General features: G+C 41.1%; 13 protein-coding genes and 1 riboswitch. Of the genes, 7 read left to right on the top strand and 6 right to left on the bottom strand.

The features are described 5' to 3' along the window. Positions 1–6 precede the first annotated feature (6 nt). Genes H9649_RS13365 through speD form a run of 5 tightly spaced genes read right to left on the bottom strand, consistent with a single transcriptional unit; the run spans position 7 to position 5,204 of the window. Positions 7–1,206, bottom strand: coding sequence for a saccharopine dehydrogenase family protein (locus tag H9649_RS13365; protein WP_191695400.1), 1,200 nt, complete (start codon positions 1,204–1,206; stop codon positions 7–9). Between the two features lie 25 nt (positions 1,207–1,231). Continuing rightward, positions 1,232–2,083, bottom strand: coding sequence for an agmatinase (gene speB / locus H9649_RS13370; protein ID WP_191695401.1), 852 nt, complete (start codon positions 2,081–2,083; stop codon positions 1,232–1,234). Further along, positions 2,073–2,924, bottom strand: a complete 852-nt coding sequence (speE, locus tag H9649_RS13375; RefSeq protein ID WP_191695402.1) for a polyamine aminopropyltransferase — start codon at positions 2,922–2,924, stop codon at positions 2,073–2,075. The genes speB and speE overlap by 11 nt, the downstream gene beginning before the upstream one ends. Next, positions 2,924–4,384: an aminotransferase class I/II-fold pyridoxal phosphate-dependent enzyme gene (locus H9649_RS13380; protein WP_318241692.1), complete on the bottom strand. Its 1,461-nt coding sequence runs from the start codon at positions 4,382–4,384 to the stop codon at positions 2,924–2,926. Before H9649_RS13380 ends, speE begins: the two co-directional genes overlap by 1 nt. Before the next feature lie 7 nt (positions 4,385–4,391). After that, a complete protein-coding gene (speD, locus tag H9649_RS13385; protein ID WP_225229887.1) occupies positions 4,392–5,204 on the bottom strand; it encodes an adenosylmethionine decarboxylase in 813 nt (270 codons plus the stop codon). A gap of 269 nt (positions 5,205–5,473) precedes the next feature. On the opposite strand from speD, the gene H9649_RS13390 reads away from it, so the two are divergent. The 3 genes from H9649_RS13390 (at position 5,474) to H9649_RS13400 (ending at position 10,002) form a co-directional block, all read left to right on the top strand. Continuing rightward, entirely contained in the window at positions 5,474–7,369 is a 1,896-nt protein-coding gene (locus H9649_RS13390; protein WP_191695404.1) for a PrkA family serine protein kinase, read from the top strand. Positions 7,370–7,435: 66 nt separating this feature from the next. Further along, complete coding sequence (gene yhbH / locus H9649_RS13395; protein ID WP_191695457.1) at positions 7,436–8,599, top strand: sporulation protein YhbH; 1,164 nt, start codon at positions 7,436–7,438, stop codon at positions 8,597–8,599. Further along, positions 8,596–10,002, top strand: a complete 1,407-nt coding sequence (locus tag H9649_RS13400) for a SpoVR family protein (RefSeq protein WP_191695405.1) — start codon at positions 8,596–8,598, stop codon at positions 10,000–10,002. The genes yhbH and H9649_RS13400 overlap by 4 nt, the downstream gene beginning before the upstream one ends. Positions 10,003–10,030: 28 nt before the next feature. Here the strand turns inward: H9649_RS13400 and H9649_RS13405 are convergent, their stop codons facing one another. Further along, the gene (locus H9649_RS13405) at positions 10,031–10,222 is read right to left on the bottom strand and encodes a hypothetical protein (protein WP_191695406.1); all 192 of its coding nucleotides are present in this window, start codon (positions 10,220–10,222) and stop codon (positions 10,031–10,033) included. Positions 10,223–10,319: 97 nt separating this feature from the next. Between H9649_RS13405 and H9649_RS13410 the strand changes: the two genes are divergently transcribed. From H9649_RS13410 to yunB, 4 genes are read left to right on the top strand one after another with little or no spacing between them, the layout of a single operon-like run. Beyond that, positions 10,320–11,180 (top strand): DUF72 domain-containing protein, encoded by an 861-nt coding sequence (locus tag H9649_RS13410; RefSeq protein WP_191695407.1) that lies wholly within the window; start codon positions 10,320–10,322, stop codon positions 11,178–11,180. Between the two features lie 3 nt (positions 11,181–11,183). Further along, entirely contained in the window at positions 11,184–12,008 is an 825-nt protein-coding gene (locus H9649_RS13415; protein WP_191695408.1) for a sulfite exporter TauE/SafE family protein, read from the top strand. 3 nt (positions 12,009–12,011) lie between these two features. Further along, positions 12,012–13,415, top strand: coding sequence for a bifunctional metallophosphatase/5'-nucleotidase (locus tag H9649_RS13420; RefSeq protein ID WP_191695409.1), 1,404 nt, complete (start codon positions 12,012–12,014; stop codon positions 13,413–13,415). A 55-nt stretch (positions 13,416–13,470) separates the two neighbouring features. After that, the gene (gene yunB, locus H9649_RS13425) at positions 13,471–14,283 is read left to right on the top strand and encodes a sporulation protein YunB (protein WP_225229888.1); all 813 of its coding nucleotides are present in this window, start codon (positions 13,471–13,473) and stop codon (positions 14,281–14,283) included. Between the two features lie 56 nt (positions 14,284–14,339). Next, positions 14,340–14,516, top strand: a riboswitch (Lysine riboswitch). The last annotated feature ends 106 nt before the right edge of the window (positions 14,517–14,622 follow it).

Genomic DNA, 14,622 nt, shown 5'->3' on the forward strand with positions numbered 1-14,622 from the left:
CTCCTATCAATCAATCAGCTCAGGGTTGAAGTTTTCTTGCCAAGGCAGGCCATACTTGTTCAATGCGTCCATGAACGGATCTGGATCAAATTCCTCTACGTTAAAGACGCCCGGCTTCTTCCATTTGCCAGTAAGCATCAGCATTGCTCCGATCATTGCTGGGACACCAGTCGTATATGAGATTGCTTGTGAACCGACTTCTTTGTAGCACTCTTCGTGGTCGGATACATTATATACATAATACGTCTTTTCTTCGCCGTCTTTAGTACCTTGGAAAATACAGCCGATATTCGTTTTCCCTTTTGTACGTGGTCCTAGAGAAGCCGGGTCAGGTAATATTTCTTTTAAGAATTGAAGGGGAACAATTTCTTTACCTTCGAACATGATCGGTTCTATGGACGTCATACCGACGTTTTCAAGCACTTTTAAGTGTGTAAGATAATTTTGTGAGAATGTCATCCAGAAACGGATTTTCTTAATGCCTTTGATATTGACAGCGAGTGATTCCAATTCCTCATGGTAGAGAAGGTAGACATCTTTCGGTCCAATTTCCGGCAAATCATATACACGTTTTTCTGAAAGCGGAGGCGTTTCAATGAACTCGCCATTTTCCCAGTAACGGCCATTCGCCGTAATCTCACGGATATTGATCTCTGGGTTGAAGTTCGTAGCGAACGGATAGCCGTGATCGCCTGCGTTCGCGTCAACGATATCGATTGTATGAATTTCATCAAAATAGTGCTTTTGTGCATAAGCGGAAAATACACCTGTAACACCAGGGTCAAATCCACTTCCGAGAAGAGCAGTAAGTCCAGCTTTTTCAAACTTTTCTTTGTAAGCCCATTGCCATTTGTATTCGAACTTAGCTGTATCAAGTGGCTCGTAGTTAGCTGTATCCAAATAGTCAACGCCAGTTGCTAGACACGCATCCATAATCGTCAAATCCTGATAGGGAAGTGCGACGTTTATAACGATGTCCGGTTGGAAGGAGTTGATCAATTCAACTAGCTCGTCCACATTATCTGCATCTACTTGTGCAGTCTGGATTTTTGTTTGCCCTCCGTCAAGCTTCTCTTTCAATGCATCACATTTCGATTTTGTTCTACTTGCGATACAAATTTCTTCGAACACATCCGGAACTTCACAACATTTATGAACGACAACGCTTGCTACTCCACCTGCACCGATAATTAACGCTTTTGCCAATCCAAACACCGCCTATAATTATATTTTAGTTAGTAATTGCTAATAGCAATTCACGCAGTACTTTACAAGCGACTGCAGTCGATACACCACTTTGGTCGTAGACAGGGGACAATTCATTCACATCACACGCTACAATGTTTAGTCCGCTGACCGTCAATATTGCTTGAAGTAAATCCATGAAGCTCACTCCGCCAGCTTCCGGAGTTCCGGTACCTGGGAATACGGAAGGGTCTAAAACATCCAAGTCGATTGTCAAATAGACAGGCTTTCCTTGTAGTTTCTCTGTAATTTCTTGCAATGTATCGAAATTGAATTGATTTGTGTATACATGATCTTTTCCCCACTGGATCTCGCTGCGATCGCCGGAGCGAATACCAAATTGGAAAATTCGTCCATCACCGAGAATATCCCACACTCTATGAATGACTGTTGCATGTGATAGTTTTTCTTCAAGATAATCATCACGTAAATCGGCATGAGCATCAAATTGGATGACGTGCAGATCAGGATATTTCTCTGCTACAGCTCGTACAGATCCAAGGGTAACAAGATGTTCTCCACCGATCATGCATGGAATCTTGCCATCTGCTAGTACTTTGCTAGTAAAATCTTTAATTTGCCCAAGCGCTCGTTCGGTATTACCGAAACTTAGTTCCAAATCGCCGCCATCGAACACATTAATATCCTCAAGGTCTTTATCTTGATAAGGACTGTATGTCTCGATGCCAAATGATTCACTGCGCATCACTTTGCTTGCGAAACGTGTTCCAGGACGAAATGATGTCGTCGAATCGAATGGGGCACCGAACACGACAATGTTAGATTCTTCGTAATCGTTATCACAGCCGATGAATGTTTCAATATTCCTATTCAACATCTTCCAATTGCTCCTTTACATAGTTCGGCAATGCGAACGAACCGACATGGATATCGGTATTATAATAGTGTGTTTGCAATCCGAGATTGTTCCAACGTGCAGCATCCAGATCTGTTAAAGGATCGAATTTCTTGGATGCAAAGCCGAACAGCCAATGACCGGAAGGATAAGTAGGGATATGTAATTGAAAAACTTTACATATAGGAAAGAACCCGATAATCCTTTGGTGGGCACGCTGCATACCTAGGGCGTCTTCTTCGTAAAATGGACTTTCATGTTGATTCACGAGAATCCCTTCCTCATTGAGCGCCTTATAGCAGTTGCCGTAAAACTCTTTCGTGAATAACCCTTCTCCCGGACCAAACGGATCGGTCGAATCAACGATGATCAAGTCATACTCATCTTCTTTTGAACGGACAAACTTCAAGCCGTCTTCAAAGTACAGATGAACTCTAGGGTCGTCCAGTTTAGAAGCGGTTTGAGGGATATACTCTTTGCACACGTCCACGACTAATTTATCGATTTCGACCATATCGATATGCTCTATGGAGTTGTACTTTGTAAGCTCCCTGACCGTTCCGCCGTCTCCTGCACCAATGACAAGCACTTTTTTTATGTCAGGGTTCGTAGCCATCGCAACATGTGTAATCATTTCGTGATAAATGAATTCATCCTTCTCTGTGACCATGATTAAGCCATCCAGTGTCAGTATTTTGCCGAATTCTGCTGTTTGTAAAACATCAATCTTCTGAAATTCACTTTTGCCCGTATAAAGATGCTCGATCACTTTCATCGAAAAACGTGCATTGGGTGAATGATTTTCTGTAAACCATAGTTCCATCACTCAAACTCCTTCACTACGTTAATATTTTCGATTTTCAGATCTTCAGTACCCGTCATGAAACTGCCTTTGTCTTTGCAATACTGGATATAGTTAAGAATTTCTTCTGTTATACGCTCGCCAGGTGCTAAAATCGGTATGCCAGGGGGATAGGCCATGACAAACTCGCTCGAAACCCTTCCAGCACTTCTATCCATCGCCAGTTTTTCTTTTGATGCGTAAAATGCTTCCTGTGGAGTAAGTACGACTTGTGGCTTAATGTATTCATGATCGAACAGCCCGCTTTTATCGGTGCTATATCTTCTTTTAATCTCCGCTAGGGCAGCAACAAGTCGCTCTAAATCTAGATGACGATCGCCTACTGAAATATAGGCGAGAATATTACCGATATCACCGAATTCGATTTGAATATCATATTCGTCGCGTAAAATGTCATACACTTCAATTCCTGGAAGACCGATATCGAGTGTATGTACGGAAAGCTTAGTCGTATCAAAATCGAAAATCGTATCGCCATTTTTAAGTTCTTCGGAAAAAGCATAGTATCCACCGATTTTATTAATTTCCTCACGGGTATACTGGGCCATTCCAATGACTTTGTTAAAGATGTCTTGACCGTTGAGTGCTAAGTTTTTTCTTGAAATATCAAGAGAAGACATTAGTAGATAGGAGCCGCTCGTTGTTTGGGTCAAGTTGATAATTTGACGGACATATCCTTCGCTCACGTCATTATTAATGAGCAGCAGAGAACTTTGTGTTAGTGAACCACCCGATTTGTGCATGCTGACAGCCGCCATATCCGCACCAACGGACATGGCAGATGCAGGCAGATTATCGTTAAAGTAAAAGTGTGTACCATGCGCTTCATCAACCAAAACGAGCATGCCGTGCTGATGTGCCAGGTCCGTAATTGCTTCCATGTTGGAGCAAATGCCATAATAGGTCGGATTATTAATAAGTATCGCCTTCGCATCAGGGTGTTCAATGATTGCCTGTTTAACTTCTTCAACTGCCATTCCAAGTGGAATACCCAATTCCTTATTAACGCCGGGATTCACATATACTGGAATAGCGCCGCTCAATATTAATGCATTGATGGCGCTACGATGGACGTTCCTCGGCATGATGATTTTTTCACCAGCTTTACAAGCAGTCATGACCATCGCTTGAACCGCAGACGTCGTTCCATTGACCATGAAGAATGCATGCTTTGCACCGAATGCTTCAGCTGCAAGATTCTCAGCTTCACGGATGACCGAAACGGGATGAATGAGATTATCGAGCGGTTTCATGGAATTGACATCGACCGTCATGCAATTCTCACCTAAAAAAGCAGTCAGTTCCGCGTTTCCACGGCCGCGTTTATGACCTGGAACGTCAAATGGAACAACTCTCATCTTTTTGTATTTATTTAGCGCCTCCATAATTGGCGCTTTATCTTGTGAAAGAATACTATTCACACTCCTCTCACTCATCATATATATTGGAACCACTGAAAATTTCAATCATCTCTTTACGCAAATTGTTTGTAATATACAGCCTTTCTTTAGGCGGTATTTCATATACATCCGTGTTAAATAGGTAATTCTGGAGATTGATATCTTTTACAAGCAGTTTTGTGTGGAAAATATTTGACTGATACACATTTACATCAATAGCATCATACTTTTGTAATGTTTCGCTATCAATGTAATCCTGTATCGAAGTCATTTTATGGTCCATGAATAACTTTTTCCCTCTATCATCCCGTGTAAATCCACGAACTCGATAATCGGTCGTAATTATATCCGAATCGAAGCTGCCAATGAGATAGTCGAGAGCATTTAAGGGAGAGATTTCTCCACAAGTGGATACTTCAATATCGACACGGAATGTAGCAATCGAATTATCCGGATGGTATTCAGGGTACGTATGGACGGTAACATGGCTTTTGTCTAAATGACTAACAACTGAATCTCGGGTTTTCAGAATTTCTATTGCCCCTAAGTTACAAGATTCATCTATCAATGCGACTGGCAAAGATTCCTCTGTGATGAGGATTGTCACACTGGCGCCTTGCGGATCGTAATCTTGTTTACTGACATTCAATACAGTTGCGCCAATAATTTCTGTGACGTCGTAAAGAATATTTGTCAAACGTTCAGAGTTATACTGCTCGTCGACATAGGCGATATAATCTTTTTGTTCCCGCTCACTTTTTGCATAGCTTACATCATAGATGTTAAAGCTAAGTGTTTTTGTGAGGTTGTTAAAGCCGTACAGCTTCAGCTTATTTTCCAACCCGACTATCACTCCTTAAGTTGTTAAAATCAATCTAATTATAAAGTAAAATAATGGTGAGTCAATACTATTTACAAGCACTTTTATTGTGAAAGTCTAAATCGCAATCTAATTCGTACAATCCTTCCAAGTAGAATGTTTTATGACTATTAACGTTATAGTACATTGTTCTGAAATACAAGTGATAGCATTATTCAGTCAATGCTTCATTTTACAAGCCACACTTGCATACACTGGTTGAAACCAAGCTCCTGAATGGAGGGACATGAATGGATATTTTACAGAAGGTTGAACAGTATCGTGAAGAAGAGAACAAATTGAAATGGGAAGGTACTTTCGCACAGTATTTGGACATTCTTCGAGAACGGAAAGAAGTTGCGCAAACTGCTCACTCAAGAGTATATGAAATGATCAAGAGCCACGGTGAAACAAAGAAAAACGAAAACACGATTTATCATTTCTTTGAAAATGAAATTTATGGTCTTGAGGATACAGTAGAACGTCTTGTAAATGAATATTTCCATCCTGCAGCAAAACGATTGGATGTCCGAAAAAGGATTTTATTATTAATGGGCCCAGTCAGTGGTGGTAAGTCAACGATTGTTACGCTATTAAAACGAGGTCTCGAGCAATATTCCAAAACAGACAAAGGTGCGGTTTATGCCATTAAAGGCTGCCCAATGCACGAAGATCCGTTGCATTTAATCCCAGAGTATTTGAGAGATGATTTTTTTGAAGAGTTCGGTATTCGGATTGAAGGCAGTCTTTCCCCCTTAAATACAATGCGGCTTGAAACAGAATACGATGGACGTATAGAAGATGTATTAATAGAAAGAATGTTTTTCTCAGAAGACAAACGTGTAGGCATTGGAACATTCACACCGTCTGATCCTAAATCACAAGATATTGCTGATTTGACAGGCAGCATTGACTTCTCGACGATTGCTCAGTATGGTTCAGAATCTGATCCGCGTGCATATCGGTTTGACGGTGAACTGAATAAGGCCAATCGAGGAATGATGGAGTTTCAAGAGATGTTGAAACTGGATGAAAAGTTTTTGTGGCATTTACTCTCGTTGACACAAGAAGGCAATTTCAAAGCAGGGCGTTTTGCTTTAATCAGTGCTGATGAACTGATTGTCGCACATACAAACGAAACGGAGTATCGAGCCTTCATATCTAATAAAAAGAACGAAGCATTGCATTCAAGAATTATTGTCATGCCAATTCCTTATAATTTGAAAGTGAGTCAGGAAGAGAAGATTTATGAAAAAATGATTCGTGAAAGTGACATGGCTCACGTGCATATCGCACCACATGCGCTACGGGTAGCTGCGATATTCTCCGTGTTGACTAGATTGAAAATATCGAAGAAACAAGGCATTGATATATTAAAGAAAATGCGTTTATATGACGGAGAGAATGTCGAGGGATTTAACTCGGCAGATTTGGAAGAGTTGAAGAAGGAGTTCCAGACAGAAGGTATGGACGGAATCGATCCGCGATATGTCATTAACCGGATTTCCTCAGCTATGATCCGAAAAGAAGTGGATGCTATAAATGCTCTGGACGTATTACGTTCATTAAAAGAAGGACTCGACCAGCATGCTTCCATTTCAAAAGAAGATAAAGAAGAGTATTTGAATTACATTTCCATTGCACGGAAGGAATACGATGAAATAGCAAAAAAAGAAGTCCAAAAGGCATTTGTCTATTCATATGAAGAATCGGCAAAAACATTAATGGATAACTATTTAGATAACGTAGAAGCTTTCTGCAATAAACATAAAATGAAAGACCCACTCACTGGTGAGGAAATGAGTCCGGATGAAAAGCTGATGCGCTCGATCGAAGAGCAGATCGGAATCTCAGAAAACGCAAAACGGGCATTCCGCGAAGAAATCCTCATACGGATTTCTGCTTATGCGAGAAAAGGTAAACGATTTGACTATCAATCGCATGAACGTTTGCGGGAAGCGATACAGAAGAAACTGTTTGCAGATTTAAAAGATGTCGTTAAAATTACAACTTCTACATCGACTCCTGACGAAACACATTTGAAAAAAATTAATGAAGTCGTTGTTAGGCTCATTGATGAACATGGCTACAACTCAATATCCGCAAATGAGTTATTACGATATGTAGGAAGTCTACTAAACAGATAAGTCTCAATAAGCCGCCATTCGTTGCATATACTAAAAAAATGAGTGGACTGGGGTAGGTGAATGGAAATGAAAGATGAAACAGGTGAATCTTTTATTGTTTCCCAGGAAAACTGGACGCTGCATCGAAAAGGATACCAAGACCAAAAGCGGCATGTGGATAAAGTGAAAAAAGCGATTGAAGACAATTTACCCGATCTTATTAGTGAAGAAAGCATTGTAATGTCGGATGGTAGAGATGTCATTAAAATACCGATCCGATCGCTAGACGAGTATAAAATTCGTTATAATCACGATAAATCTAAACATGTCGGGCAAGGCAATGGCAAAAGCCAAGTCGGAGATGTCGTGGCAAATGATGGCAGTAAAAGTGCAGGTCAAGGCACGGGCAAACAGGCAGGAGATCAGGCTGGCAGTGATTACTACGAAGCGGAAGTATCCATTGCGGAAATTGAAGAGACCTTGTTTAAAGAGTTGGAATTGCCGAATTTGGAGCAACGAGAGCAAGCTGAAATAACAGATGAAGATATCGCATTTAATGATATCCGGAAAAAAGGTCTTATAGGTAATATCGATAAAAAGCGGACGATCATTGCGGCGTTTAAACGCAATGCAATGGAAGGCAATGCGGATATAATGCCCATTTATAATGACGATCTACGTTTTAAAACGTGGGATCCAATCGTCAAGCCGCAATCCCGTGCAGTTGTTCTGATGATGATGGACACGAGTGCTTCAATGGGGAACTTCGAGAAGTATATGGCAAGAAGTTTTTATTTCTGGATGGTGAAGTTCCTTCGAACGAAATATGAGAAAGTCGAAATAGAATTCATCGCTCATCATACACTTGCAAAAGTTGTGTCTGAATCCGATTTCTTTTCAAAAGGTGAAAGTGGTGGAACGATTTGCTCAACGGCTTATGAAAAGGCACTTGACTTAATTACTAAAAAATACAATCCCGCTCGCTACAATATTTACCCGTTCCATTTTTCAGATGGGGAGAATATGTCTTCTGACAATCCGAAATGTCTAACGCTAGTGGAACAGTTAATGGCAGTGAGCAATATGTTCGGGTACGGAGAAGTGAATGCGCATAGCAGATATTCGACCCTCATGACGACGTACAATAAAATTGAACATCCGAAATTCCGTCATTATGTTCTTAAAGAGAATAAAGATGTCTATCACGCTTTGAAGAAATTCTTCTATAAAAGCATGGAGGATTCAGTATGACGAACCATAAAGCTCTTCAACAAGCTACAGCTGAAATTACGGAAATCGCTAAAGGGTTCGGATTGGATTTTTATCCGATGCGCTATGAAATCTGTCCAGCGGATATTATCTACACGTTCGGTGCGTACGGGATGCCGACGCGGTTCAGTCATTGGAGCTTCGGGAAACAGTTTCATAAGATGAAGTTGCAATATGATCTTGGACTAAGCCAGATTTACGAACTCGTCATCAATTCCAACCCGTGCTATGCATTTCTGCTGGAAAGCAACAGTCTTATACAGAACAAGTTGATAATCGCCCATGTGCTTGCGCATTGCGATTTCTTTAAAAACAATGCGCGCTTTGCGAATACGAGACGCGATATGGTCGAAAGTATGACAGCGACAGCTGAACGAATTGCCAACTATGAAATGATTTACGGCAAGGACGAAGTAGAATACTTTTTAGACGCGGTACTTGCGATTCAGGAGCATATCGATCCTTCTCTTGTCAGATGGCGGTATGGAAATGAAGAAGTGGAGCCTGAAGAATCAGAACCGGTCATGAGGAAAACTGCATATGATGATCTTTGGGAATTAGATCATAAGAGAATTGAGTCTAACGCTTTAGAACCGAAGCGTAAGAAAATTCCAGCCACCCCTGAAAAGGATCTTTTGTTATTCATCCTTGAACATAGTCGCGAATTAGAAGAGTGGCAACGTGATATTTTAACGATGATACGCGAAGAAATGCTCTATTTTTGGCCGCAAATGGAAACGAAGATCATGAACGAAGGTTGGGCGACATATTGGCATCAACGGATTATGAGGGAAATGGATTTGACGACAGATGAAACAATTGAATTTGCAACGCTAAACGCAAACGTCATCCAACCTTCAAAAACATCCATTAATCCCTATTATTTAGGACTCAAAATTTTTGAAGATATCGAACGAAGATATGACAAACCAACAGAAGACATGAAGAGGTTCGGAGCTGTACCAGGTTCAGGCAGAAAGAAGATGTTTGAAGTGAGAGAGATGGATTCGGATATATCGTTCGTCCGAAACTACTTAACGAAGGAGATTGTTCAACAAGAAGATATGTACGTATTCGAGAAAAAAGGAAGTCAATACAAAATTTCGGATAAAGAGTACCGCGTTGTACAAGATCGACTTATTGCACAAAGAGTAAACGGAGGGTTTCCATATATCGTAGTGGAAGACGGAGACTATATCCGTAATGGTGAGCTGTACTTAGTGCATAAGTTTGAAGAGACCGAACTTGACGTGCCGTATCTAGAAAGTGTACTGCCTTATGTCCACCAATTATGGGGTCGTATCGTTCACTTGGAGACATATGTGGATAGTAAACTTGTCGTATTTTCATTTGACGGTAAAAAAATTCATAAACGGTTTGCGTAAGTGATTCTCGTGACCGCTGCATCGGAAATTATCGATGCAGCGGTTTTTTCTTTGTTTTGTAATGAAAACGATTCATATTGGGGAACCGCTCAATGTCGCCGCGCTCGTAAACCGTCAAGCTGCGCTCGTAAACCTCGTCGCCGCGCTCGTAAACCGTCAAGTCGCGCTCGTAAACCTCGTCGCCGCGCTCGTAAACCGTCATGCCGCGCTCGTAAACCACCTCGTCGCTCCCGCCTCCCTATGCAAAATAACGGAATCACGATGGATACATATGATATGATGACACTATTCATTCATATACGAAATGGGGAATTGTCATGATTCATATCGGCTTAACTGGATGGGGTGACCATCCTGATGTCTATCAGTCTTCTTCCAATACGAAAGAGAAACTAAAAGATTATAGTAGTCATTTTCCAATTGTTGAACTCGATGCATCATTTTATGCGATTCAGCCCGAGCGCAATATACGCAAGTGGATAAATGAGACGCCTACTGCATTTCAATTCGTCGTCAAAGCTTATCAAGGAATGACTGGCCATTTAAGAGGCAAGTCTCATTATGCGTCCGCTGAAGAGATGTTCGAACAATTCAAACTATCAATTGATCCATTGCTTGAGGCTGGGAAGCTTGCGATGATTCTAATGCAGTTTCCACCTTGGTTTGATTGTACGAAAGAGAACGTGGACGAGCTTAGATTTATAAGACGTCAATTAGAAGGATATGACGTGGCGATTGAGTTCCGTCATCAGTCTTGGTACAAGGAAGATATTCGCGAGAAGACGTTAGCTTTTCTTAGCGGCAATAATTTCATTCACGCTGTTGCAGACGAACCTCAAGACGGAGAGGGCAGTGTTCCCCTAGTAGCGATTTCAACAACTAAAGATAAAGCGTTTCTACGACTTCATGGCAGAAACGTAAATGGTTGGCGTAATCGTACAGGCGACAATGAGGCATGGCGCAAAGTTCGTTACTTATACAATTATTCGGATGAAGAATTGCAAGAAATCAAGTCCGCTATTACACAATTACATTCAACAACGGAGCAAGTATATGTAATTTTCAATAACAATTCAGGTGGCCATGCAGCAGAAAATGCAAAACGCCTTCAAAAAATGATGGGTATTGACTTTGTAGCACTCGCACCTAAGCAACTTGACATTTTTGAGGAGGAATAACGTATGGCGTATATATTATTGGCGTTGATTGGTGCAATTTCAGGTATTATGGGATCGATTGTCGGTCTTGGGGGTGGAACTATTCTTGTTCCACTTACTTTACTGATTGGTATCGATCTTGGATGGATACCCGGTATTACACCACAAAGCGTTGTCGGGATTTCGGTCATCATGATGATCTTCAATGGTCTTTCTTCAACAGTTTCACATATGAAAGTGAAGACGATTGATTATCGGACTGGATGGATTTTCTTTGCGGGTTCGATTCCAGGAACAATGATCGGAGCTTTTGTTAATAAAGGATTGGATCTCCCTTCGTTCAATCTATATTTCGGTATATTGCTCTTAGTTTTGTCAATATTATTGTTGGCGAGAAAATATTTAAAACCGATTCATTGGTTTGTCGACCGAGGGAAAAAAATGGAGTTTATTGACCAGCATGGTGAAACGCATATTTACGGATATCCGATTTGGTTCGCTCTTCTTTTAACGTTCATCATCGGATTTACTTCCGGACTGTTCGGTATAGGGGGAGGAACGATGATTGTCCCTGCTCTTATCTTGCTTTTCTTATTTCCTCCTCATGTCGCAGTCGGTACGTCCATGTTCATTGTCTTCCTTTCTGCAATCGTTAACTCGATTACCCATATTTCACTCGGACATGTGCCGTGGCTTTACGCGCTTGCAGTTATTCCAGGTGCATACATTGGTGGGACGGTTGGTACATTACTGAATAGAAGAATGGACTCAGACACGTTAGTGCTTGTTTTGCGTCTCATGTTGTTGCTATTCGGGTTAAGATCAATCTATGAGGGGATTTGGGGTTAACCGATGAAACACTCAGTAGAAACAATCCATATCTACCATACAAATGATATCCATAGCCACTTTGATAGTTGGCCTCAAATTAGTAAGTATCTCATTTCTCAAAAGCAAAAACATGCGGAAATGCACGAAACAAGTTTCCGCTTTGATATCGGGGATCATGTTGACCGATTTCATCCTTTTACGGAAGGGACATCAGGAAAAGGAAATGTTGCATTGCTCAATCAGGCGGAGTATGATGCGATAACGATTGGGAATAACGAAGGGATCACATTGTCGAAAAAAGCATTGAATGAGCTTTACATAGGAGCAGATTTTGACGTTGTTCTTTGTAATTTGAATGACTCGGATCGGTTCACACCGAAATGGATTAATCGTTATAAAATCTATGATTCGGAGCAAGGTATACGAATCGGTGTAATTGGTGCAACTGCGATGTACGAACAATTTTATTCGCAACTTGGTTGGGTCATTACTGAGCCACGCAGTGAGCTAATAAAAGTCGCCCGTGAGATTCGCGGAGAAGTGGACATTATTATCTGCTTATCACATATGGGCATTCACGAAGACCGATTGTTAGCTGAGGAAAGCGAAACGATCGATGTCATTTTAGGCGCTCATACGCATCACCTCTTCACAGAAGGGGAAATGGTGGATGAGACCTTATTAGCGGCAACTGGAAAGTTCGGAGAATATGTCGGGCATGTTGAAATACTATTTGATAATCAAGCTGAAAAAGTGGTTGGCAAGAAAGCGTCTGTCATACATGTTCAACAGTTACCCACCGATGAAGAAGATAGGAATGAAGTTCACAAATTGATGGTGGCAGGCTATGAAGCGATGGATGAAAAAGTTTTTTACAATCATACTGCGCTTCGTCAGGAGTTATTCGGACCTAGCGCATTGGCCACATTTTTCGGCGCTGCGTTGCTTGCCTATACAGAGACTGATTGCGCCATGTTTAACGCGGGAATCTTTCTCGGTAACCTGGAAGCCGGATGGGTCACGAAACGTCATTTGCACGCTTTGCTACCCCATCCCATCAACCCATGTATCATTACGTTGGACGGTGCTGAACTGCAAGAAGTATATGCATTATCAACTACTCCTAATTGGCCAGAAACAGAGATAAAAGGCCTTGGCTTTCGCGGAACGATAATGGGCTCAATGATGTATGAAGCTCTTTATCTGAATGAAGAGGGGGAGCTGATTGCAGGCGGACGAATTGTTAGACCTGGTAAGACCTTCACACTGGCAACACTCGATATGTTTACATTCGGTTATTTTTTTCCGCTACTGAAAGATGCGCCAAAAGAGTACGTCATGCCTGAATTAATCCGTGATATCGTCGCATGGTACGGCAAAAAACTAGCCATGGATTCTATGGGTTACCTTGACGGAAATGAATGAATATCCCTGAATGAACCACTTCTGGTCTGCATATAATTATGCAGGAGGAGTGGTTTTGAGATTTCATGGGCAATCACCCCGTAAATTTAACAAAAGAAACAGACAAAGTTATCGCTATCCAAATCACAGACCGATGCGAAAACGCCGTTGGTTACCGATTCTCTTTCCCGCATTTGTGTTAACAATCATCATTTTTTTATACAGTGTTAATGCAAAGCTGACGCCGATTTATATGAATTATGCAGAAGTGCAAACGGAAAAAATCGCAGCGCATGTCATTACACAAGCGATAAAATCCCGTTCCACTGAGATTTATAATGAAAATAAAATTATTGAAAGTGTACCAACCGACTCACCAGGAATGGTGACGAATACGCTCAATACAGAAATCATCAGTAAAACAATGGCTGAAATACAGAGCCTTATTGAAGCTCACTTGGAGCTTGCAGAGCGTGGACAGTTAGAAATGCTTCCGCTTAGTGAAAATATTAAATACGATCCCGAAGAGATGGAAACGTATGGTGGTGTCGTGTTTTTCGTACCGATGGGTCAGGCGACAAATATACCTTTGCTTGGAAACTTAGGACCCAAAATCCCTATACGTTTCCATGTTATTGGAGATGTTCAAACAACTATTGAGAATGAAATAGAAGAATTCGGCATTAACAATGCTATTGTTACGGTAAATGTCATTGTCACAGTTAATGTGCAGATTATTGTTCCATTAGCAACAAAAAAAAGTGTCGTCCAGCAAAAGATCCCGGTAGCAATAGGTCTTATCCAAAGCCCTATTCCACAAATTTATAATCGTGGGGATGGCAATCCGCCGCAGATTGAAGTGCCATTACCTCTAAAAGGGCAAGAATAATCTGTTAGTTGTCAAGTAAGATGAAACCTGTTATTGTTGTGAAACAAGAGGAACACCGATTAGGTAGAGGCTGCAGAACTTATAAGTACTGGACGTTAGATTGACATCTTTGATCGTTCGTGAAAGGAAGTTTTGCCGAAGTATGAAATTGGATTGTCAATCCATTCATATTGGGGTTATTTCGAATAGGAATGACACTGTCATGCATAGGTGCATGATGAGCTACAGATCGTACGTTGGATAAAGCTATTTTGGATTATCAAACAAACGACATGTAGAAAAAGCCGATGCCTGATACACATTAAGTGTGTAATAGGCATCGGTTTTTTCTATCTCCTA

Origin of the sequence: Sporosarcina quadrami (genome assembly GCF_014836615.1) — a bacterium.
Lineage (GTDB): Bacteria > Bacillota > Bacilli > Bacillales_A > Planococcaceae > Sporosarcina > Sporosarcina quadrami.